The sequence below is a fragment of the Streptomyces tamarix genome (assembly GCF_032423885.1).
Classification (GTDB): Bacteria; Actinomycetota; Actinomycetes; order Streptomycetales; family Streptomycetaceae; genus Streptomyces; species Streptomyces tamarix.
Genome location: NZ_JAWCTQ010000052.1, coordinates 23,316 through 47,152 on the forward strand (window position 1 = coordinate 23,316; position 23,837 = coordinate 47,152).

Below are 23,837 nucleotides of genomic sequence, written 5' to 3' on the forward strand. Positions count from 1 at the left end.
GCCCGCACGGCCCCCGCGGGGCTCGTACGGGCCGCCCGGCCGCGGCGCCGTCAGCGCATCTCCCGCACCGTCCGCGAGGTGAGCACCCCCAGCGCCGTCACGGTCAGGACCACCGCCGCCAGCGCGAACATCGGCCCCGTACCGGACCGGGCCAGCGCCCCGCAGACGACCAACGACAGGGGGGCGACGGCGTAGCCGAGGACCATGTCCACGGAGATCACCCGACTCAGCACCGAGCCGTCGATGTTCCGCTGGATCCAACTGGCGCCGAACACGCCCTGGAAGCCGATGCCGAACCCCATCATCAGGACCGTGCCGAGCGCCGCCGCCGTGTTCCCGACCGTTCCGAGCAGGCCCATGCCCAGGGCGAGCCAGCCGGCCAGGGCCGCGATCAGCAGCCCGACCCGCGGCCGGCCGCCCACCATCCCGCCGGCCAGGGCGCCCAGCACGGCCCCGCCCGCCAGGGCCCCGTTGAGGAGCCCCAGCGTCGTCGAACCGCCCGCCAGGTCGATCTTGGCGAGCGACGCGAAGCCCACCGTGAACGGTCCGGAGTGGCAGAACGTCACCGCCATGTCGACGACCAGCACGGTACGGATGCGGGGGTCCTCCCAGGCGTAGCGCAGCCCCTCCCTGATGCGGGCCGCCAGCGGGACGGCGGGAGCGGCCGTCCCCGCCGCGGGCCCCCCGCCCCCCGGGGCCGCGGGCAGCGTCCTGATGCTCGCCACGCACAGCCCGCACAGCGCGAAGCACACGCCGTCCACGAGGAACGCGACCGGGGCGTCCGCCACCGCCACCACCAGGCCGCCCACGGCGGGGCCGAGTACGGCCGACACCTTGGCGCCCGCTCCCAGCAGGGCGTTGGCGGGCGCCAGCGCCTCCTTCCCGACCACCGTCGGCAGGATGGACGCCCTGGCCGGCTGGAAGAACGCGTCCACCGCGCCGAACAGCGCGGCGGCCACGCACAGCATCCACACCGTCAGCGTGCCTGCCAGTCCCAGGATCCCCACCGTCACCATCAGGACGGCCCGCGCCCAGCTGGAGAACGCCATCAGCCTCCGGCTCGACCACATGTCGCTCAGCGACCCGCCGACCAGCGTCAGCACCGCGCGCGGCACCGCCTGGAACGCCAGCACGTAGCCGAGGCTCAGCGTCGAACCGGTGAGGCTCAGGGTGATCCACGAGAACGCGATGTAGCTGAAGCCGTCACCGAGCAGGGACAGGGACTGACCCGCCCAGAGCAGCCGGAACGACCGCTGCCGGGCCGGGGACCACAGCCGGGCCCCCGCGCTCGTCAGAGTGTTCGCCATGTCGAACCCTTCGTCGCGCCGCCGCTCGGGCGGCGGGTGGTCAGTAGCGGACGGGCAGGGCCGTCAGCGCGCGGTTGAGCAGCGACGGCTGCCAGGACAGGGGCTCGTCGACCAGCTCCAGGCCGGGGCGTTCCCGTACGAGCACGTCGACCGCGCTCACGGCGACCATCCGGGCGAGCGCCGCGCCGATGCAGAAGTGCGCGCCGAACCCGAAGCCCAGGTGCATCGGCCCGCCGCCGCCGCGCCGGACGTCGAACCGGTCCGGGTCGGGGAAGCGGTCCGGGTCCCGGTTGGCGGCGGCCGTGACCAGGAACAGCCGGTCCCCGGCCCGTACCGCCCGGCCGTCGAGGTCGAGGTCGTCCGCCGCGATGCGGATCGACATCTTCGACGGCCCGTCGAAGCGCATCGTCTCCTCCACCGCCGCCGGCACGAGCGCCGCCGGGTCCTCGCGGACCGCCGCGAGCTGGTCGGGCCGGCTCAGCAGCGCCAGCAGCGTGTTCGCGATGAGGTTGCTCGTCGTCTCGCCGCCGGCGAACGCCATCTGCGTCAGCATCCCGACGAACTCCTCCTCGCTGACGGACGTCCCGATGCGCCCGCCCGCCAGCACGGCGCTGATCAGGTCGTCCTTCGGCTCCGCCCGGCGCTGCCGCACCAGGTCGGCGAGGTAGTCCTCCAGGTTGACCAGCGACTGGAGGGACGTGCGGTACTCGCGTTCCTCCTGGGCGGCGCCCAGGACCAGGTCGCCGACCCGGGCGTTCCAGTACCAGAAGGACGGGGCCTGTGCCTGCGGCACACCCAGCCAACGGGCGAACACCAGGGCCGGCAGCGGCCGGGCGAGGTCCGCGACCAGGTCCCCGACCCGGCCGGGCGCGGCCCGCCGGCCGGCCATCGCCCGCGTGGCGCGCTCGACGAGCCCCCGGTACCGGTTGACCGCCCGGGCGGCGAACTGGTCCTGGAACACCTGGCGCAGGCGCCGGTGCTCCGGCGGGTCGTTGAACACCATCCAGCGGGACAGGATCCCGAACGCCCGCTCCGCGTCGTCGCGGGCGCCCTCCGGCACGGCGTCCATCAGCGGGCGCACCCGGTCCGCCGAGACGGCGGGGTCGCGCAGGCAGTGCGTCAGGTGCTCGTGGCCGGTGACCAGCCACGCCCGGTGCATCGCGCTCCAGTACACGGGGTCGTGGTCGCGCAGCGCGTTGAGGTAGCCGTACGGGTCGGCGTTCACCGCCGGGGAGAGCAGGTAGCGCTCGGTGAAGCCCGGCACCCGCGTTCCGGCGGGGCCCGACACCGCGGGGGTCGTCACGGCGGTGGCGGCGGCCGTCGTCGGAGTCGGCGTCGTGGCCGGTGCCGTGGTGGTCGTGGTCATCGGACGACCCCCGTCCCGATCTTCGCCAGTACCGCGGCGGTGGCGGGCATCAGCCGCTCGGACATCATCGACATGTGATCTCCCTCCGTGACGTGGACGGTCACTCCGCCCAGGGCGAGTTCGCGCCACCGCGCGACGTAGGTCCGGTATCCGACGTCCAGGCCGGGCATCGGCTCGTCCTCGGGCAGCCCGGCCGCCGTGCTGCCCACGACCAGGTGGACGTGGCCCGGGTACGGGCGCACCCGGTAGCCGGCCAGCGCGACCAGCAGCGAGTGCCACACCTCGATCGGCGCGTTCTCCACCAGCTCCGCCTCGCTCGGGCTCATCCCCGCGCCCAGCAGCAGCGCCGTCAGCTCCGCGACGGCGGCCTCCCGCTCCGGGGACGGCGCGAGCGCGCGGATCCGGTCGCGCATGCCCAGCGCCGCCACCATGTCGCGGCCCACGCCGGCGAGCCGCTCGGCCGCCACCGGGTTGGGCAGGTACGGCTCGATCAGCACCAGCGGCTCCACCGTGTGCCCGGCCTCGTGCAACTGCGTCGCCATCTCCAGGGCCAGGTTGGCGCCCATGGACCAGCCCAGCAGGTCGTGCGGGCCCCGCCCGCCGTGCGCGGTGATCTCGGCGACGTAGTTGGCGGCGATCCCGGCCACCGTCGTCGGGTCCACCCCGCCCAGCAGGCCGCGCGCCTGGAACGCCCGCACGGGCCGCCCCGGCGGCAGTTCGCGGGCGAGCGGCACGTACCACGCGGCGCTGCCGCCCGTCGGGTGCACGCACCACAGGGGCGCGCCCTCCCCGTCGCGCAGCCGCACCTCCGACCGGACCTCCGCCGTGGCCGCCGCCCCGGCGCGGGACGCCAGTTGGGCGATCGTCGGCGCCTCGATGAGGTCCCGCACGGTCACCCGCAGCCCGCGGGCCGCCGCCTGCGCCGCCACGCGGACGGTCGACAGGGAGCTGCCGCCCAGCCGGAAGAAGTCGTCGTGCACCCCGACCTCGTCGACGCCGAGGACCCCGCGCCACACCTCGGCGAGCACCAGCTCGGCGGGGGTGCGGGGGGCGGCGTACGGGGCGCCGCCCCGCCCCCGTCCGGCGGGCGGCAGCGGGAGCGCCCGCTTGTCGATCTTGCCGCTGGTGTTGACCGGCAGGGAGTCGAGGACGACGAAGAACGACGGCACCATGTACGCGGGCATCCGCGCCCGCAGCCCCCGCCGCAGCTCCTCCTCGCCCGCCCCGGTGCCCTCGCGGGGCACCACGTAGGCGACCAGGGCCGGCTCGCCGCCCGGCAGGTCGCGGCGGAGCAGGACCACCGCCTGCCGCACCTCGGGCAGCTCCCGCAGGGCGTGCTCCACCTCGCCCAGCTCGATCCGGAACCCGCGCAGCTTGACCTGGCCGTCCCGCCGGCCCAGCCACTCCACGCTGCCGTCCGGCCGCTGGACGCCGATGTCACCGGTGCGGCACAGCCGGTCGCCGGGGGCGCCGTACGGGTCGGGGACGAACGTCGCCGCCGTCAGCTCCGGGCGGTTGAGGTAGCCCCGGCCGACGGCGTGCCCGCCCAGGTGGATCTCGCCGGGCACCCCGACCGGCACCGGCTGGAAGTCGTCGTCCAGGACGTAGATCTGGGTGTTGCGGATCGGCCGGCCGACGGGCGCGCGCCGGCAGTCGGGGGTGAGGCGGGCGGCGACCGACCACGACGAGGTCTCGGTCAGCCCGTACACGTTGTGGAACCGCCGGCCGCGCGACCACGTCCTGGCCAGCTCGGCCGGGCACGCCTCACCGGCGACCTGGAGCACCTCCAGGGCGGGGAAGCGGTCCTCGCCGAGCACCGCCAGCGCGCTCGGCGGCAGCATCGTGCCGGTGATCCCGTGCTCCCGCAGCGTCGCCGCCAGGTCGGGGCCGGGCCGCAGCGCCTCCTTCGGGGCGGTGCACAGGCGCCCGCCGTTCGCCAGGGCCCAGGTCATCTCCAGGATCGACGCGTCGAAGCTGAACGAGGCGAACTGCAGCACCCGGTCGGCCGGCGTCGGGTCCACCAGGTCGCGCTGGCCCTCCAGCATGTTGGTCAGCCCCTGGTGCGGGACCGCCGCGCCCTTGGGGGTGCCCGTCGAGCCGGACGTGTAGATGACGTACGCCGTGTTGTCGGGGCGCAGCGCCGGTGCCGGGGCCTGCGCCCGGGCCGCGGGCGCCGCCCACGTCGCCGGGTCGTCCAGGCGCAGCACCGGGCCGTCGAACGGCACCGCGCCCAGGAGCGGCGACTGGGTGAGCAGCACCCGCATGCCGCTGTCCCGCGCCGTGAAGCCGAGCCGCTCGGTGGGGTGCTGCGGGTCCAGCGGCAGGAAGGCCCCGCCCGCCTTGAGGACGCCCAGCACCGCCCGCAGCATGTCCGGACCGCGGTCCACGCAGATGCCGACCACCGTCTCCGGGCCCACCCCGAGCGCCCGCAGCCGCGCCGCCAGTCGCCCGGCCGCGCCGTCCAGTTCGGCGTACGTCACCTCCTGCCCGCCGTGCGCGACGGCGACCGCGTCCGGTGTCCGCGCCGCGTGCCCCGCCACGCACTCGTGGAACATCAGCCCCTCCCCGGGCAGGGCGGGGCCGCGCGCCCACTCGCCCAGCGCCCGCTCGCGCGCCGCACCGCGCAGCGCGGGCCGCGACACGGGGGCGTCGGGCGCGGCCACCATGGTCTCCAGCACCCCGCACAGCAGGTCCGCGAGCTGGTCCGCGGTCGCCGGGGAGACGTACTGCGGGTCCGCGTCGAGCTGGAAGCCGTCCACGCTCGCGTTGACCAGCAGCGGGAACATGGTCCGGGCGATCTCCGCCGACTCGTCCCACGTGTCGCCGGACAGCCGGTGGAAGTTGACGAAGTTGAAGACCGCCTGCACGGGGCTCGGCTCACCCGGCCGCATCCGCCCCAGCCGCACCAGCGGCACCCTGCGGTGCGGCAGCATCTCCTGCTCCGCCGCGAACACCGCCCGCACGTACTCCAGCCAGCTGCCCCGCGGGCGCCGCACCCCGAACGGCACGGTGTTGAGGAACAGCCCGCGCATGCGGTCCGCGCCGGGCAGCTCCGGCCGGCCGTTGGTGACCAGGCCGATCGCGTGCCCGTCCGTGCCGTCCCGCTCGGCGAACAGGCCCATCAGGTGGTGGAAGGCGGTCAGGAGGACGGTGCGCCGGGGCACCCCCGCCTGCCGGGCGAGCCGCCCGACGGGCCCGGCGAGCCTCGCGTACGAGCGCTTCGTCTCGTACACGCTCTGCGCGCCCCCGCCCTCGGCGGGCTCCGCGCCGCGCCGCGTGAACCGGACCGGGTCCAGCGCGTCCAGCGCCGTACGCCAGTACTCCAGGCTCTCCTCGTCCCGCGCCGCCGCCCGCTCCAGCGCCACGTACTCGGCGAACCGGGGCGCGGCGGGCAGCTCCGGCGCGCGGCCGTGCGCCACCGCCCGGCGGTGCAGGTCGAGCAGGTCGGCGATGAGGGACGTGAGGCTCCAGCCGTCCAGGACGACGTGGCAGTCCGTCAGGGTCAGCCGCAGTTCGTGGTCGGTGAGGCGGTGCAGGTGGATCCGTACCAGCGGCGCCGCCGCCAGGTCGAACCGCCGGCCGAACTCCTCGTCCACGTACCGCCGCAGGGTCGCGCGCTGCTCCTCGCGGGACAGGCCCCGCAGGTCCGTGCAGCCGACCGGGAGCGCCGCCTCGCGGTGCACCAACTGCAGCGGCTCGGAGTACGACACGAGGTCGACGGAGGTCCGCAGGATGCCGTGCTCGCGCACCACCGCGTCCACCGCGGCCTGGAACGCCGCCGGGTCGAACCCCTCCGGCATCGTGACCTTCAGGTCGGTCACGTTGTGGTACGCGCCGCGCCGTTCGTCGGCGAGCATCTCGTGCAGCATGCCCGCCTGGAGCATCGTCAGCGGGTACGCGTCCTCCAGCCCCTCCGGGAGCCGGGCCCGGTCCGCCGGGTCGAGCTGCGAGAACGGCTCCACCGCCGGGGGCGCCGCCCCGTCGGCCGCGGTCGCCCGCTGCGCCAGGTCGCCCAGCGTGGGCGCCCGGAACAGGTCCGGCACGGTCAGCGCCAGCCCGGCCGACCGGGCCAGGCCGATCACCCGCAGCGCCAGGATCGAGTCGCCGCCCAGGTCGAAGAAGTTCGCCGTACGGCCGACCCGCTCCACGCCCAGCACCTCCGCCCAGACCCGGGCGAGCGCCTCCTCCGTACCGCCCCGCGGCGGCACGTGGCCCGCGGGCGCGGCGGCCGCGTCCCCCGCCACCGCCCGCAGCGCGGCCCGGTCGACCTTGCCGTTCGCGGTGAGCGGCAGCCGGTCGTGCTTCACGAACAGCGCGGGCACCATGTACGACGGCAGGGTCAGGCGCAGCCGGTCCCGCAGGTCGGGGGCGTCCAGCGGCCGGCCCTCGGTCAGGACCACGTGGGCGACGAGCCGGGCGCCGCCCTGCGGGTCGGGGCGGGCCACCACGGCGGCGTCCGCCACGCCGGGCAGGGCGCGCAGGGCCGTCTCGATCTCGCCCGGCTCGATGCGGAAGCCCCGCACCTTCACCTGGTGGTCGGCCCGTCCCACGTACGCGAGCTGCCCGTCGGGCAGCACCCGCACCAGGTCGCCCGTGCGGTACATGCGGGTCCCGCCGGGGCCGAACGGGTCGGCGGGGAAGCGTTCGGCGGACAGCTCCGGGCGGTTGCGGTAGCCGCGTGCCACCCCGCCGCCGGCCACGTACAGCTCGCCGACCGTGCCGCGAGGCACCAGCCGCCGGAACCGGTCGAGCACGTAGCCGTGCTGCCCGGCCAGCGGACGCCCGATCGGCGACGTGACCGGCGACCCGGTGTCCGCCTCGGTGATCAGCCGGTACGTGACGTGCACGGTCGTCTCGGTGATGCCGTACATGTTGACCAGCGCGGGCCGCTCGTCCTCCGGGACGGCGAACCAGTCGCGGTAGTCACGCGCGTCGAAGGCGTCACCGCCGAAGACCACCGTGCGCAGCGCGAGGTCGCCGAAGGCCGCGCCGCACTGCGCCATGTGGGCCCGCAGCCCCTTGAACGCGGCGGGCGTCTGGTTCAGCACCGTCACCCGCTCCTCGCGCAGCACCCGCAGCACCGCCGCCGGGTCGCGGACCTCGTCGTCGGTGAGCACCACCACCCGCCCGCCGGACGTCAGCGGCCCCCACAGCTCCCAGACGGAGAAGTCGAAAGCGGGGGAGTGCACCAGCGTCCACACGTCGTCCGCGCCGAAGGAGAAGTGCCGGTCGGCGGCGTCCAGCAACCAGGCGAGGTTGCCGTGGGTGAGCTCCACGCCCTTGGGCAGGCCCGTCGAGCCGGAGGTGTAGATGACGTACGCGAGGCGGTCCGCGCCCGGCACGGCCTCTGCCCCGGCGCCCTCCCCGGCCTTCCCGGCCTTCCCGGTCTCTTCGACCTCTCCGGCCGCCACGGCGTCCTCCAGCGCCACCACCTCCACCGGCAGGCCCTCCGCGGCCGCCCGCCCCGCGCCGTCCGCGACCACCAGGGACACGCCCGCGTCGGTGACGGTGAACTCCCGCCGCGCCCGCGGGTGCGACGGGTCCAGCGGCAGGTACGCCGCCCCCGCCCGCCACACGCCGAGCAGCGCCACGGCCAGGCCGGGACCGCGCCCGGCGCAGACCCCGACCAGTTGCTCGGGCCCCGCGCCCGCCTCCCGCAGCCGCCGGGCCAGCGCCCGCGACGCGGCGTCCAGTTCCGCGTACGTCAGGCTGCGCCCGCCCCCCGAGACGGCGACCGCGCCGGGGGAGCGGCGCACGTGCTCGGCGAACCGCTCCAGGGCGGTGCGCGGCGCGGCGGCGTCCCGTACGCCCGGCTCCGGCAGCGCGGGCCGGTTCGCGGGCCCGTCCGGGCCCAGCAGCTCGCCGATCTCCTCGTCCGTGAGCAGCGCCATCTCGCTGAGCGGCACGCTGGGCACCCGGACGAAGGCCCGCAGGACCGCCACGGTGTGCGCCGCGAACCGGGACACCGACTCCTCGGTGAACAGGTCGGGGCGGTACACGAACCGCAGGGTGATCCGGCCGTCGCCCTCCAGGACGTCCAGGGTCAGGTCGAACTTCGCGGTGGTCAGGTCGATCGGGAACGCCGCACCCGGGACGTCCCCCAGCCGGAACGCGCCGGACGGGGCCCGGGTGTGCGTGAACAGCACCTGGAACAGCGGGTTGCGGCCCAGGTCCCGCTCGGGGCTCAGCTCGTCCACGACCTTCTCGAAGGGCAGGCCCTGGTGCGACAGCGCCCCCAGCACGCTCTCCCGCGTGCGGCCCAGCAGCTCGTCGGAGGTCGGGTCGCCCGACAGGTCGGTGCGCACCACCAGGGTGTTCACGAAGAACCCGGCCAGTTGTTCCGTCTCCGGCCGCTCCCGGTTGGCCACGACGGTGCCGATCGCGATGTCGTCCTGCCCGCTGTGGAACGCCAGCGTCGCCTGGAACGCCGACATCAGCGTCATGTACGGGGTCGTGTCGGTGCGTTCGCCGAGCGCGCGCAGCCGGGCCGTCAGCTCCTCGGGGAGCTCCACGGAGTGCAGGGCCCCGGCGTAGGACCGCTCGGCGGGCCGGGGGTGGTCGGTGGGCAGCTCCAGCGGGGTCAGCCCGGCGAGCGCGGTCCGCCAGTAGGCGAGGTCGGCGCCGTGGTCGGTGCCGCGCTGCCACACCGCGTAGTCCGTGTAGTCGATGGGCAGGGCGGGCAGGCCGGCGTCCGTGCCCTCGGTCCTGGCCCGGTAGAACGCGGCGAGGTCGCGCAGCAGGACGTCGAGGGACCAGCCGTCCGCCACGATGTGGTGCAGGGCGAGCACCAGGACGTGGTCGTCGTCCGCGACCTTCAGCAGCACGGCCCGGAAGCCGGGCTCGGAGGCGAGGTCGAAGGGGTGCGCCGCCACGTCCCGGACGGCGGCGGCGAGCGCGTCGGCGCCCCCGTCCCGTACCCGCGCGGGCAGCTCCACCACGTCCAGGCCGGCGGGCTCCGCGCCGAGGACGCGCTGCGCGGGGACGCCCTCCTCCTCGGTGAAGACGACCCGCAGCTGCTCGTGGCGTCCGACCAGGTCGCGGACGGCCCCGTCGAGCGCGGCCGTGTCCAGCGGGCCGGTGAACCGCCAGGCCGTGGGCATCAGGTACTCGACGCCGTCCGGGTCGAGCCGGTGCAGGAAGTACAGGCGCTGCTGCGCCGCCGACAGCGGGACGCGCTCCGGGCGCGGGTCGAGGCGGGGGATCCCGGCCGGCGCGGCACCGGCGCGGCCACGGAGCCGGCGCTCCAGCAGGCGGCGCGCGGCGGGGGACAGGCCGGCGGCGGGCGCGGTGGCGGGTTCGGTCTGCACGGTGGTCATGAGGGGTTCCGTCCCATCGGAGAGTCAGTGGTCAGCGATCAGGGGGCAGCGCCCGGGGCGCGTGCGGGAGCGCTCGGCGCCCGGGGGCGCGGTGCGCGGGGAGGGCGCGGTGCCCGGCGGGGCGAACCCGCGCGGCGCGCGGCGGGGCGGGGCCGCCGCCGGGCCCGGCACCCCGGCGGCGGGTGGGCCGCCACCGGGGAGGGACGTCAGAGGTCCGCCGTCAGCGACAGGTCGATCTCGTCCTCGCTCATCGCCGAGATCTGCTCGACGAGCCGCCGTTCCACCTCGACGGCCAGCCGCTCGATCGTCGGGTGCTCGAACAGGTCGCGCACCTGGACCGGGCAGTCGAACGCCGCCCGCAACCGGGACGCCACGGCGACGGCGCGCAGCGAGTGCCCGCCCAGCGCGAAGAAGTCGTCGTGCACCCCGATCCGGGAGAGGCCCAGCACCTCGGCCCAGACCTGGGCCGTCACCACCTCGGTCGGTGTGCGCGGGGCCACCGCCCCGGCCGTCGCGGGCGGCTCGGGGTCGGGCAGGGCGGCGGTGTCGAGCTTGCCCTGCACCGTGCGCGGCAACGCGTCCAGCAGGACGAACGCGGCCGGCACCATGTAGCCGGGCAACTGGGCGCGGCACCACTCGGCGAGCCTCCCGGCGTCCAGGCCGTCCCCGGCCGCGTACCCGACGAGGGCCCGGTCGCCGCGCAGTTCGCGGACGAGGACGGCGGCGGCGTGCACCCCGGGGTGCGCTTCGAGCACCGCCTCGACCTCGCCCAGCTCGATGCGGAAGCCCCGGATCTTCACCTGGTGGTCGGTCCGGCCGAGGAAGTCCAGCTCCCCGTCCGGCAGGCGCCGCACGATGTCGCCGGTCCGGTAGAGTCGGCCGCCCGTGCCCCCGAAGGGGTCCGGTACGAACCGCTCCGCGGTGAGCGCGGGCTGACCGAGGTAGCCGCGCGCCAGCTCGGGCCCGCCGACGAGGAGTTCGCCCGGCACGCCCACCGGCGCCAGCTCGCCCCGCTGGTCCACCACGTACGTGCGGCGGGCCCCCCAGGCCGTGCCGATCGGCACGCGCCCCTCGACCGGTCCGGTGACCAGCCGGGACGTCGCGGAGATGACCGACTCGGTCGGACCGTACGTGTTCTGGATCGGCACGTGCGGCAGGTGCGCGAACCACCGGGCCAGCGGCGCCGACGGCAGCGTCTCCCCGCCCGTCACGACCAGCCGCAGCCCCTTCAGGTCGTCGGCGACCGCGTCGAGCCGGGCGGCGATCTCCTCCCAGTACGACGGCGTCACCTCCATCACGGTGACCCGTTCGGCGCGGACCCGCTCGGCCAGCTCCTCCACCGTCCACACCTCGTCCGGGCGGATCACCACCGCCGCTCCGGCGCCCAGGGCGGGCAGGACCTGCTCCAGCGACGCGTCGAAGGAGAACGACGCGAAGTTCATCACCCGGTCCCCGGCGGTGATCCCGAACCGCTCCCGCGCGGCCAGCGCGTGCGCCGCCAGGGCGTGGTGCTCGACCCCGACCGCCTTGGGCCGGCCCGTGGACCCCGAGGTGAAGATGACGCACGCCAGTTCGCGGGGCGAGGGCACGTGCCGCGGCCCGTCCGGGTCCGGGCGGACCGACTCCACGGCCAGGACCGGCGCGCCCAGCCCGGCGGCCAGCGGGGCCGTGGCGCCGTCGGTGACGACGTACCGCACCCCGGCGCGGTCGACCATGTACCGCAGGCGCTCCTCGGGCAGTCGGGGATCGAGCGGTACGTACACCCCGCCCGCCCGCCAGATCGCGGCCATGGCGACGACGGACCACAGCCCCCGGCCCAGGCACACGCCCACCGCCGTCTCCGGTCCGGCCCCGGCCGCGGCGAGCGCCCCCGCCAGGCCGCCGGCCAGGGAGTCCAGCCCGCCGTACGTCAGGCTCTCCTCCCCGCACACCAGGGCGACCGCCTCCGGCGCGCCCGCCACCGCGTACGGCGCCACCCGCGCCACCGTCCCGGAGGCTGGGTCCACGGGGCCGACCAGCTCCACGTACTCCTCGTCGGACAGCATCTCCAGCCGCCCCACCGGCCGGTCCGGATCGGCGAGCACCGACTCCAGCACGCGTCCCACGTGCCCGGCGAAACGGGTGACCGTCGCCGCGTCGAAGAGGTCCGTCGCGTACTCGACGTTCAGCGCGAACCGGTCGGGGTACAGCAGGAACGTCGCCGTCAGGTCGAACTTCGCCGACCGCCACGGCAGCGCGAACGGCTCCACCTCCAGGCCCTCGGCGCGCGGCCCGCCGACCGGGCTCTCCTGCACGTCGAACATCACCTGGAACAGCGGGTTGCGGGACGTGTCGCGCTCCGGCCGCAGCCGCTCCACCAGCCGCTCGAACGGCACGTCCTGGTGGTCGAACGCGCCCAGCACGGTCTCGCGGACCCGGCCGAGGAACTCCCCGAAGTCCGGGTCGCCCGACAGGTCGCCCCTGAGCACCACCGTGTTGACGAACAGCCCGACCAGCCGCTCCAGTTCGAGCTGGCAGCGCCCCGCCACCGGCGTGCCCACCGCCACGTCGTGCTGCCCCGACCAGCGGGACAGCACGATCTGCACCACGGCCAGCAGCACCACGAACCGGGTCACCCCGTGCCGGCGGGCCAGCTCGTCCAGCCCCGCCGCCAGGGACGGCGCCAGATCCACCTCGACCGCCGCCCCCCGCCCCGACCAGACGGCGGGCCGGGGCCGGTCCGTCGGCAGCTCCAGCGGGGCCAGCCCGGACAGCGCCGACTCCCAGTACTCCAGCCGCCCGTCCAGCGCGCCGCCCTCCGCGGCGTCGCGCTGCCACACCGCGAAGTCGCCGTACTGGAGCGCGAGTTCCGGCAGCCGCGCCCGCTGCCCGGCGAGACGGGCCGTGTAGCAGGCGGTCAACTCCCCGACCAGGACGTCCTTGGACCAGCCGTCCGTGGCCGCGTGGTGGAAGGCGATGACCGCGACGTGGTCGCCGGGTGCCAACTCCCACACGGCCGAGCGCAGCAGCGGCGGCGCGGCGAGGTCGAACCGGCGGGTCGCGAAGGCCGCGGCACGCTCCCGCACCAGCTCCGGCAGCCCGGCACCGTCGTCGTCGGCCGCGACCGCGTGCCACTCCAGCGGCACCGCCACCGTGCCGCGCACCCGCTGCGCGGGCCGCCCGTCCACCTCGACCAGGGCCGTCCGCAGCACCTCGTGCCGCGCCACCACGTCGTCGAGGGCGCCCTGCCAGGCCGTGCGGTCGAGCCCGCCGCGCACCCGCCAGGAGTACCACAGCACGTACTCCTCGCCCCGCTCCGACATCCGGTCCAGGAACCACATGCGTTCCTGCGCGAACGACATCGGCAGCGGCCCCGACCGGTCCACCGGCACCACCCCGCCGCCCGCGGACGCCCGCCGCGCCGCGCCGACCAGCGGGCCGAACTCCCGTATCCGGGGGTTCTCGAACAGCGTGCGCAGCTCCACCTCGCGGCCCAGTCGCTCCGCGATCCGGGACACCGCCATCGTCGCGAGCAGCGAGTGCCCGCCCAGGTCGAAGAACCCGTCGTCGATGCCGACGCGCTCCACGCCCAGCACCTCGGCCCAGATCTCCGCGACCACCCGCTCGGTCGTGTCGCGCGGCGCCGCGTAGGCCGTGCCGCCCGCCGAGCGGTCCGTCTCCACGGCGGGCAGGGCCGACCGGTCGAGCTTGCCGGAGGCGTTCACCGGCAGCGCGTCCAGCACCGCGAAGTCCGACGGCACCGCGTAGTGCGGCAGCCGGTCGGCGCACCACGCCCGCAGCGCCGCCGTCCCGACCCCGCCCTCCGGGCCCGCCACCACGTAGCCGACCAGGCCCAGGGCACCGCTCGCGTCGGGCCGGGCCGCCGCGGCGGCCGCCGCCACCCCCGGGCACTCCCGCAGCACGGCCTCGACCTCGCCCAGCTCCACCCGGAAGCCCCGCACCTTCACCTGGTCGTCGACGCGCCCCAGGAACTCCAGCTCCCCGTCCGGGCGCAGCCGCACCAGGTCACCGGTCCGGTAGAGCCGCCCGCCCGCGCCGCCGTACGGATCCGGTACGAACCGCTCCGCGGTCAGCGCGGGCCGCCCCAGGTAGCCGCGCGCCAGTTCGGGCCCGCCCACGAGGAGCTCGCCCGTCTCGCCGACGGCCGCGAGCCCGCCCCGGGCGTCCACCACGTAAGCCCGGCGCGCCCCGAGGGGCCTGCCGATCGGAACCCGGTCCGGGTCCTTCGCGCCGGGCGGCACGTCGTACGCGGTGGCCGTGACGGTCGTCTCCGTCGGCCCGTACGCGTTGCACACCCGCGCGTGCGGGACGCGGGCCCGCCACGCGGCGAGCGGGCCGGGCGGAACGGCCTCGCCGCCGAGGATCAGCAGCCGCAGCGACGCCAGGGCGGCTGCCGCGTCCCCGGTGAGCGACCGCGCCAGCTCCGCCCAGTAGGTGGGCGGCAGGTTGACCACGGTGATCCCGTGCCGGCGGACCTCCTCGACGAGCCGCGCCGGGTGCCACTGCTCGTCGGGGCGGATCACCACCGCCGCGCCCCGGGACAGGGCGGGCAGGAGCTGGTCGAGGGAGGCGTCGAAGGAGAAGGACGAGAAGGCCAGCACCCGGTCGCCGGCGGTGACGCCGAACGCCTCGCGGGCGGCGGCCACGTGCGCGGACAGCGCCCGGTGCTCGACGCCCACGGCCTTGGGCCGGCCCGTGGAACCCGAGGTGAAGATCACGTACGCCAGCTCCCGGGGGTCCGGGACGTGGCGCGGCGCGCCGGCGGCGGGCCGCACGGACTCCACGGGCCGCACCGGCACGCCCAGCGTGGCCGCCGTCCCGGCGGTCGACGCGTCGCCCACGACGCACCGCACCCCGGCCTCGGCCACCATGAACCGCAGTCGCTCCTCGGGCAGTCGGGGATCGAGCGGTACGTACACCCCGCCCGCCCGCCAGATCCCGGCCATCGCGACGACCGCCCCGGTGCCGCGCCGCACCAGCACCCCGACGCGGTCGCCGGGCCGCACCCCGTCCTCGGCGAGCGCGGCGGCCATCCCGCCCGTGAGGGCGTCCAGTTCGCCGTACCGGACCGTTTCGTCCCCGCACACCAGGGCCACCGCCCCGGCGTCACCCGCCACCGCGAACGGCGCCGCGTCGGCCGGTGCCGCCCGCCCGGCCGCCACCGCGACCGCGGGCTCCGCCGCCGCGGACCGCTCGGGGGCGGGGCCCGCGGGGGCCGCCCGCCCGGGGCCGGTCAACGGCTCCAACCGGTCCAGCGCCCCGCTCAGCGGTGCGTCCGGCGCCGCCACCACGGCGCGCAGCAGCTCCGTGTAGCCGTCGCGGAAGCGGTGCATCGTCCCGGCGTCGAACAGGGCCGTGGAGTACTGGAGCCGCGCCGCGACCGTCCCGTCCGGCCGTGCCCCCAGGTCCAGGAAGACGTCCAGCGGCGTGCCCCGCAGCGGCGGGGCCACCAGCTCCACCTCCAGCCCGTCCAGCACGGGCGGGCGCTGCGTGTTGAGCAGCGTGAACGACGCCTGGGCCAGCGGGTGGCGCGACAGGTCGCGCGCCCCGCCCACGGCCTGCACGACCCGGTCGAACGGCGCCTCGGCGTGCGAGAAGTCCCGCAGCGCCCCCGCGCGGACCCGGTCCAGCAGCGCCGCGAACGACGGGTCGCCGGCCAGGTCGGTGCGCAGCACGATCGTGTTGACGAACGGCCCGATCACGTCCGCCACCCGGGGGTCGCCCCGGTCGGCGAGGGTGGTGCACACGGCGATGTCCGACCGGCCGGAGTACCGCCCCAGCAGCGCCTGGTACGCGGCGAGCAGCACCATGTACCGCGTCGCCCGCCGGGCGCGCGCCAGCCGGTCCGCCCCGGCCACCAGGTCGGCCGGCAGGTCGAAGCGGACCACGTCGCCCGCACCGTCCCAGAAGCGGGGGCGGGGGCGGTCCGTGGGCAGCTCCAGCGGGGCGGTCCCGGCCAGCCGCTCGCGCCAGTACCCCAGCAGGCGCTCCGTGCGCGGCCCGTCCAGCCGCTCCGACCGGATCCGCGCGAAGTCCGCGTACTGCAGCGGCGGCGGCGCCACCTCCTCGCCCCGGTACCCGGCGGACAGCTCGCGCAGCAGGACGTCCCAGGACCAGCCGTCCACCGCGATGTGGTGGACCACGACCAGCAGCACGTGCTCGTCCGGGCCGGTCCGGGCGAGCACGGCCCGCAGCGGCGGCTCCTCCGCCAGATCGAGCGGACGGGTCAGTTCCGTGGCGAACAGCTCGTCGGCGCCGCCCGCCTCGACCCGTTCGACGGTGAGGCCGCTGGGCGGGTCGACCTGCGGGACGGGCTCCCCGTCCACGGTGGCGAACCGGGTCCGCAGCACCTCGTGGCGGGCCACGACGCCCGCCAGCGCCCGTTCCAGGGCGGGTACGTCGAGGGCGCCGCGGATCCGGAGCGCCAGGGGGAGCAGGGAGTCGGCGGAACCTCGGGTGAGCTGGTCCAGGAACCACAGCCTCCGCTGTGCGGACGATACGGTGCGAACAGCTGCGCCAACCTTCACTGCGGGCCTCCAAGCGGTGGTTTTCCTCCACCCTCCCGGCTGCGGCACGGGCCCAGTAGGGAAGAAGACGCAGCCGCACGCGCAGAAGCCCCCCGATCCGCGCGGCCCGCCCCGCCGGCACGCGCCCCGCGCCGCCGCCCGGACGGCGCGGCGGCGCGCCCCGCCGGGACCCGGCCGGACGCGCCGCCGTGCGCGCAACCGCGCGGAACCTCCTCAGCCCTCCTGGCCCTCCCGGCCTTCCCGGGTCTCGTCGACCGCCACGAACCGCAGCTCGGAGGTGTACGCCCGCCCCTGGTCGTCGACCAGCCACGCCTGTTCGGGCGTCGGCAGCATCTCCGTCACGACCACCCGCCCGTCCGGCTCCCGGCGGGCCATCCTGCGCACCGCCTTCGCGAGGATGTTGACGTAGACGGGACTGTCGAAGTCCACGTAGAACGGCCTCGGTTCGGTCGGCAGCACCACGAAGACGAACCGGGGCAGCCCGTGCCGCGCGCGCCACCGGCGGGCCCGTACGAACCGCCGCGCCTCGTCCTTCTCCTCCGCGAAGTCCAGGTCGGGCCCCGGCAGCCGCCACGTCTCCCGCGCCACGACGAGGCGGTCCACCGTCACGCGCGGCGTGTGGTCCTCCTCCGGCAGGATCTGGAACAGGTCCATCGCCAGCGTGGTCAGCACGTGGGCGAACACGTCCACGGCGGCGAACACGGCGCCGTCCGGCAGGACCACCACCAGCTCCCCGTCCCGCTCGGTCACCGCCACGTCCGCGCTGAGGACCGTACGGGGCCGGCCGGCCCCGCTCGTGAGGTCCACCAGCGCCACGTGGTAGTCGTCCGGGCGGACCAGGGCGTGCCGGGTGCGGGCGGACAGCCGCGACCGGTGCTCCTTCGGCAGCAGGGGCATCAGCCGGGGCCGGGGGTGGTCGCGGTCGGTGAGCCGTACCAGCTCCCCGGGGTCGGGGTGCTGGTGGACGAAGAGGGATGCGCCCAGTGTGTTGGCCGCCAGGTGCAGCTCTCCCAGCACCAGGTGGAAGTCGCCCCGCGCGACGGCGTCGGCGCCGGTCGCGGCGACCATGACGTCCGGGCTGGCGTAGCGGGCCGCCGTCCAGCCCGCGCCCGTGCCCGGCGCGGTGCCGAATCGTTCCTCCACCTGCCCCGCGATGTCCTCCAGCGACCTGTGGACGCGGCGGGCGCCGGGCGGCACGGCCAGGACGGAGGCCCACCGGTCGCGGAACTCCCGCTGGAGCGCGTCCGCCCGCGCCCGCGCCGTACCGTGCAGGACCGGCATGCAGGCGAACCAGAACGACGCCAGGTCCACCGGCCCTTCGGCCGCCAGTCGCGCGTACACCGTCCGCGCCTCGGCCATCACCGCCCCGGCGAGGTGCGAGGTGAGCCACCGCGCGCCGGTGAGCAGCGGCTCCAGCGGCGCCAGCGCCTCCCGTACGGCCCGGCCCGCGCGGACCGTGGCCGCCCGCCGGCAGTCGGCGTACACCACGGCCCGGCACGGCGCCGTCCCGGCCGCCTTCTCCCGCACGGCGGCCGTCCGGGTGAGCGCGGCGAACTCCCCTTCCAGTTCGGTCAGGGCGGCCACCACCCGGTCGGCGCCGACGGCGGCCCGCACCCGGTCGCGGCCGTGCTCCAGCGTGTCGAGCGCGGCCGTCCAGCGCCGCCGCGCCGGCGCGTCCCCGACCCGTTCGAGCCAGGCCCGCAGTGCCCGCTCCGGGTGCGCGCCGGCCGGGACCTCCAGCCGCCACACGACCCAGCGGCGGGCCACCAGGTCCGCGAGGACGGCCGGTACGTCCACGCCGGGCAGCGCGGCGCGGATGTCCCGCACGGACCGCACCCCGTCGCACAGGCCGAGCACCGCCGCCGCCTCCGGGGCGAGGGTCCGCGCGGGGCGGCCCGGCACGGTCACCTCGGTGCCCGAGACCCGTACGAACGGCACCCGGCGGGGCGCCACCCACTCCCGCAGCGCCGGGTCGGCGTCGATCCGCGCGGCGAGGGCGTCGATCGCCCACCCGGCGAAGTACACCTCCGACGAGGCGGTCAGGCCCTTCCCGGGGTCGACCTCGACACCGGCCTCACCGAGGTCCCAGCGGCCCCAGCCGACGGGGCCGAAGAAGCCGATCGTGTCGTTCTTCACGCAGAACCGCTGCCAGTAGTGGGCGACCAGTTCCTCGCGCTGCCGGGGCATGCTGGTGCGTCCGGCCGCCGTCGGCGTCCACGCCAGGAACGGCGCCACCCCGGAGGCGAGGACCGGGCGGTTCTGCCACGCCACGGCCTCCCGGAACGCCGGTGTCCGCGCGATGTCCTGGAGCGCGTGCGCGGTCTCCACGGCCGCCTCGGCGAACAGCCCGGCGAACCCGGCCCACTCCCGGCCGTCCGGCTCCCCGTCCAGCCCCCCGTCCGGCTCCCCGTCCGGCGCGTCCCCCAGCGCGAACTTGTCGGCCGCCTCCGCCAGCCCCCGCGGGGCCAGCCGCAGCACGCCCTCGGCCGGGAAGCCGGGCCCGCGCAGGGCGAACTGCTCCCACAGCCGCCAGCGCCCGCCGGGCAGCCGCACGCCGCCCCCGCCGTCCGCCTCCTCCACGGCCCTCACCCCTGGAGGAGGTCGGTGCGGACGACGTCGGCGAGGTCCGCCGGCGTGGGGTACGCGAAGACCAGCGACACCGGCACCTCGACGTCCAGGGCGTCCTGCAGCCGGGCGGTCACCTGGAACGCGGACAGCGAGTCCCCGCCGTTCTCGTAGAAGTCGCTCCGCTCGTCCAGGTCGGGCGCGCCCAGGGCGTCCCGGTAGATGCCGACGAGCAGCTCGGTGACGGCGGCGGTCGTCGGGGCGGCGGTCAGGGTGGTGGTCTCGCTCATCGGGTCTCCTCCAGTTCGGGACGGGTACGGGGCGGTGCGGTCCGGTGAGCCGGACGGTCCGCGGCGTTCGGGTCGTTCGGGTTGTTCGGGTTGTTCGGGTCGCTCGGGGCGGCCCGGGCGGTGAGGGCGGCCAGGGTGTTGCCGCCGGAGACGACGGCGACGGCCCGCTCGCGGCGGGTCCCCGCGCGAAGGGCCCCCGCGAAGGCGACGGCGCCGCTGGGCTCCGCCTCGACGCCCAGGCGGCGCAGCCGGTCGGTGGCGGTGAGGATCTCGGCGTCGGACACGGCGACCAGGTCGTCGACCCGGCCCTGGACCACGGTGAACGGCACCTCCCCGGGCGCCTGCGCCCGCAGCCCGTCCGCGACGGTGTCGCAGGGCGGCAGCCGCAGCGGTCGGCCCACGGCCAGGGACCGGGCGTAGCGGGGCGTCCCCGCCGGTTCGACGCCCACGATCCGCACCGGGTGGTCGCGGGCGGCCAGGCACACCCCGGCCAGCAGCCCGCCGCCGCCGACCGGCACGTACAGGGTCCGCACGTCGGGGACGTCGGCGAGGATCTCGCGGGCGACCGTGCCCTGCCCCGCGACGACGAGTTCGTGGTCCGACGACGGCACGAGGACCGCGCCGGTCTCCTCGGCCAGCGCCCGGGCCCGCTCCTCGCGCTCCGCGACGCCGCCCCGCACGCTCACCGTCCGCCCGCCCAGGGCGCGGATACGGGCGGCCTTGGCCGGACTCGTCCCGGCGGCCAGCACCACGGTCACCCGCACCCCCATCGGCGCGGCCAGCCGCGCCAGGGCGATCCCGTGGTTGCCCGACGAACCGGTGACGATGCCGCGCGCCCCCAGCGCCAGCACCGCGTTGGCGGCCCCGCGCAGCTTGAACGACCCGCTGCGCTGGAGGTGCTCGGCCTTCAGCAGCAGCCCCCAGCCGCTCCGCCGCCGCCCCTGGGCCGGCAGCCCCGGAAGCAGCGGGGTGCGCCGGGCGTACGGGGCGATGCGGCGGGCCGCGCGTTCCACGTCGGCGGGCACCGGCCCGCCTCCGGCCGCCCTCATGACCGGCCCGCCGCGTCCGCGAGGGCCCGCCGGTCGGCCTTGCCGCTCCGCGTCGTGGGCAGTTCGGCCAACCGGACGAACCGGCGCGGCATCAGGTGCGGCGGCAGGGTCGCCGCGAGGTGCGCGCGCAGCGCCCCGTCACCGGTGCCCTCCAGCTCGCCGGTGACGTGCGCGACGAGGAAGACCCGTCCCAGGTCGTCCTCGGCGGGGGTGACGACCGCCCCGGTGACGCCGGGGTGCGCCAGCAGCGCGCCCTCGACCTCGGCGGGGTCGACCCGGTGGCCGCGGATCTTCACCTGCCGGTCGCGCCGCCCCAGCAGGTGCAACCCGCCGGGACCGCTCCTGGCCAGGTCGCCGGTCCGGTACAGCCGCGCCCCCGGTGGCCCCGACGGGTCCGGTACGAAGCACTCCGCCGTGCGGGCGGGAAGGCCCCGGTACCCGCGGGCGACCCCGGCCCCGCCGATGCACACCTCGCCCGTCCCGCCCTCCGGCACGGGCCGCAGGTCCTCGTCGAGGAGCCGGACCACCACCCCGTCGATCGGCGTCCCGACGACGTCGGCGTCGGTCACCGGAGCGGTCGGCACGTCGTACCGGGTCGAGGTCATCGTGCACTCCGTCGGCCCGTACTGGTTGACGAGACGGCCCCCGACCAGCGACCGGCCGCCCGCGGCCAGGAACGGGCGCAGCGACTCCCCGCTGCTCACCACCAGCTCCACCCCCTCCGTCAGCCGCGCCCCCTCCGGCCGGCCCGCCAGGAACGCCAGGAACGACGGCGTCACGCTCAGCAGCGCGTTCACCCCGTACTCGCGCACGACCGCGCCGAACTCCTCGGGCCGCAGCACCGCGGACCGGTCCACCACGACCAGCCGCCCGCCCGCGAGCAGCGGCGCGAACGTGTCCCGCGCCGACGCGTCGTACCCGAGCGGCGCCACCTGGAGCGCCACCGTCCCGGGGCCCAGGCCGAAGTCCCGCACGACGAACCGCAGGTAGGAGTCGAGTCCGCGGTGCTCCACCAGCACCGGGCTCGGCTCGCCGGTCGAGCCGGACGTGTGGCTGACGTACGCCAGGGCCCGCCCGTCCGGCGGCCCCGCCGGCGGCGTCCCGCCCGCACCGGCCTCCGGGCGGTCCAGGAGCACGGGCCGACCGGGCACCGGCAGTCGGAGGCGGTCGGCGAGGGCCGCGGTGGTGACCAGCAGGTCCGCGCCGCCGCTGCGGACGAGCGAGGCCAGCCGCCGGGGCGGCTGCTCCACGTCGAGGGTCAGGAAGGCCGCCCCGCACCGCACGGCCGCGGCCACGGCGACCACCGCGTCCACGCCGCGCGCCACGGCCACCGCGCACACGGTCTCGGCGCGGGCGCCGCGGGCGGCGAGCACCCCGGCCAGGGCGTCGACGCGGGCGATCAGTTCGGCGTAGGTCAGCTCGCCGCCCGGGGTCGTCACCGCGATTCGGCCCGGCTCGCGCGCGGCGTGCGCGGCGATCTCGTCGACGAAGGTCCGCATCACACGTCCCCTTCCGTGCGACCGTCCGCCGCCCGGTCGTCCGCCGCCGGGTCGTCCGCCGCCCGGCCGGCGGCCGTCTGGTCGACCGCGACGAACCGCAGCTCGGAGGTGTACGTACGGCCCTCGTCGTCCGTCAGCCACGCCTGCTCGGGGGTGGGCAGCATCTCGCTGACCACCAGCCGCGCCCCGGCGTCCTGCCGGGCGAGCCTGCGCGCGGCCTTGGCGAGGATGTTGACGTAGACGGGACTGTCGAAGTCCACGTAGAACGGCCTCGGCTCGGTCGGCGACACGACGAACACGAACCGCGGGAGGTCCCGCTCCCGCGCCCACGCGCGGGCCCGCACGAACCGCCTCGCCTCCGACTTCTCCTCGCGGAAGCCCATGTCCGCCACCGGCAGCGTCCACGTCTCGCGCGCCACGACCATCCGGTCGAGGGTGATGCGCGGCGTGTGGTCGCCCTCGGGCCGCAGCGTGAAGCGGTCCATCACCCGCTGCGTGAGGGTGTTGGCGTACACGTCGAGCAGGTCGAACACGGCACCGTCCGGCAGGACCGCGACCAGCTCGCCGCCCCGGTCCTCCACCGCCACGTCCGCGGCGAGCACCGTGCGCTGCCGAAGCGGGTCGCCGGTGTGGTCCACGAGCGCCACGTGGTAGTCCTCCGGCCGCTCCAGGGAGGGCCTGCTGCGGGTGGACCACTTGAGCGGCAGCTCCTTGGGCAGCACGGGCAGCAGCCGGGGCCCGGGGAAGTCGCGGGACGTCTCGGCCACGAGGGCGTCCCGGTCGGGGTGCTGGTGGACGAAGAGCGACGCGCCCATCGTGTTCAGCGCGCAGTGCATCTCGCCCAGCAGCAGCTCGAAGTCGCCGCGGGCCACCGCGTCCGCGTCCTCGGCGAGGACGAGCACGTCCGGGCTGAAGTACCGGGCCAGCGACCAGCCCGAGCCCGGCTCGTCGAACGCGGCCATGACCCGCCCGGCGAGGGCGTCCGACGACAGCCGCACCCGGCGCGCCCCCTCCGGCACGTCGAGGATCCGCGCCCACTTCGCCCGCAGCTCCGCCTGTACGGCGGCGATGTCCTCCTCCGCCTTCGGGTGCGGCGACGGCAGGCACGCCAGCCACAGGGCCGCCAGGTCCACCCGGCCCCCGTCCGCCTCCGCGGCGAGCCGTTCGTACAGCGGGCGGAGACGGCCCCGGATCCGCTCGGCGACCCTGTTCGTCATCCACCGGGCCGCCGTCAGGCACAGGGCGAGCGGGGTGAGTTCGCCGAGCAGGGACCTGCCGAGCACGGCCGTCGCCGACCGCCGGCAGTCGGAGTACACCAGCCCCCGGCACGGCGCCGTCCTCGCGCCCTTCGCGCGCTGCGCCTCCGTGGCGGTGAGCGCCGCGAAGTCCGCCTCCAGCTCGCCGAGCGCCCAGGTCAGGGCCTCGGCGTCGGTCCCGGCCGCCCGGACCGCGTCGCGGCCCCGCTCCAGCACGGCCAGCCGCTCCAGGGCCGGTTCGCGGACCGCCGGGTCACCGATCCGTTCGAGGATCGACCGCAGTTCCCGCTCCGGGTACGTGCTGGAGGGGACCTCCAGCCTCCAGTGCACCCACCGCGCGGCCACCAGCGCCCGTACGGACCGTTCCGCCTCCTGTGCGGCCAGTCCCGCCGCCGCGGCGATCTCCGCGACCGTCCGCGTCCCGTCGCACAGCCCCAGCACCAGCCGGTCGGGCTCCGCCACCGGCTGCGGCCGACGGCCCGGCACGCGCACCGCGCCGTCCTCGACCCGTACGAACGGGACGCGGCGCGGCGGTATCCACGCCCGCAGCGCCGGGTCGGCGTCGAGCGTGCGGGCGAGGGCGTCGATCGCCCAACTGGAGAAGTACACCCGCGAGTCGGCGAGGAACCCGGTACCGGGGTCGACGGCCACGTCGTCGCGGG

The 23,837-nt window shown here is 76.6% G+C and carries 9 protein-coding genes; all 9 read right to left on the reverse strand.

Annotation, left to right across the window (positions count from 1 at the left end; genetic code table 11):
- Positions 1 to 50: 50 nt before the first annotated feature.
- On the reverse strand, positions 51 to 1,307 hold the full coding sequence (locus RND61_RS28500) for an MFS transporter (RefSeq protein WP_315881018.1): 1,257 nt from the start codon (positions 1,305 to 1,307) through the stop codon (positions 51 to 53).
- Between the two features lie 40 nt (positions 1,308 to 1,347).
- Positions 1,348 to 2,673, reverse strand: coding sequence for a cytochrome P450 (locus RND61_RS28505; protein WP_315881019.1), 1,326 nt, complete (start codon positions 2,671 to 2,673; stop codon positions 1,348 to 1,350).
- Positions 2,670 to 9,989 carry a non-ribosomal peptide synthetase gene (locus RND61_RS28510; RefSeq protein WP_315881020.1) on the reverse strand — a complete coding sequence of 2,440 codons (7,320 nt, stop codon included), beginning with the start codon at positions 9,987 to 9,989 and terminating at the stop codon, positions 2,670 to 2,672. The genes RND61_RS28505 and RND61_RS28510 overlap by 4 nt, the downstream gene beginning before the upstream one ends.
- 206 nt (positions 9,990 to 10,195) lie before the next feature.
- Positions 10,196 to 16,516: a non-ribosomal peptide synthetase gene (locus RND61_RS28515; RefSeq protein WP_315881021.1), complete on the reverse strand. Its 6,321-nt coding sequence runs from the start codon at positions 16,514 to 16,516 to the stop codon at positions 10,196 to 10,198.
- A 213-nt stretch (positions 16,517 to 16,729) separates the two neighbouring features.
- The gene (locus RND61_RS28520; RefSeq protein ID WP_449343283.1) at positions 16,730 to 19,096 is read right to left on the reverse strand and encodes a lantibiotic dehydratase; all 2,367 of its coding nucleotides are present in this window, start codon (positions 19,094 to 19,096) and stop codon (positions 16,730 to 16,732) included.
- Between the two features lie 5 nt (positions 19,097 to 19,101).
- Positions 19,102 to 19,371, reverse strand: a complete 270-nt coding sequence (locus RND61_RS28525) for an acyl carrier protein (protein ID WP_315881023.1) — start codon at positions 19,369 to 19,371, stop codon at positions 19,102 to 19,104.
- Positions 19,368 to 20,396 carry a threonine ammonia-lyase gene (locus RND61_RS28530; protein ID WP_315881024.1) on the reverse strand — a complete coding sequence of 343 codons (1,029 nt, stop codon included), beginning with the start codon at positions 20,394 to 20,396 and terminating at the stop codon, positions 19,368 to 19,370. The genes RND61_RS28525 and RND61_RS28530 overlap by 4 nt, the downstream gene beginning before the upstream one ends.
- 20 nt (positions 20,397 to 20,416) lie before the next feature.
- Positions 20,417 to 21,919 (reverse strand): amino acid adenylation domain-containing protein, encoded by a 1,503-nt coding sequence (locus RND61_RS28535; protein WP_315881025.1) that lies wholly within the window; start codon positions 21,917 to 21,919, stop codon positions 20,417 to 20,419.
- Positions 21,919 to 23,837: lantibiotic dehydratase (locus RND61_RS28540; protein WP_315881026.1), on the reverse strand; the 1,919-nt coding region annotated here is incomplete at its 5' end. The genes RND61_RS28535 and RND61_RS28540, both read right to left, overlap by 1 nt.

Bases quoted from the DNA above. Each gene is read 5' to 3' on its own strand.
- RND61_RS28500 (WP_315881018.1), bottom strand. From the start codon at position 1,307: ATGGCGAACACTCTGACGAGCGCGGGGGCCCGGCTGTGGTCCCCGGCC.
- RND61_RS28505 (WP_315881019.1), bottom strand. From the start codon at position 2,673: ATGACCACGACCACCACGGCACCGGCCACGACGCCGACTCCGACGACG.
- RND61_RS28510 (WP_315881020.1), bottom strand. From the start codon at position 9,989: ATGACCACCGTGCAGACCGAACCCGCCACCGCGCCCGCCGCCGGCCTG.
- RND61_RS28525 (WP_315881023.1), bottom strand. From the start codon at position 19,371: ATGAGCGAGACCACCACCCTGACCGCCGCCCCGACGACCGCCGCCGTC.
- RND61_RS28535 (WP_315881025.1), bottom strand. From the start codon at position 21,919: ATGCGGACCTTCGTCGACGAGATCGCCGCGCACGCCGCGCGCGAGCCG.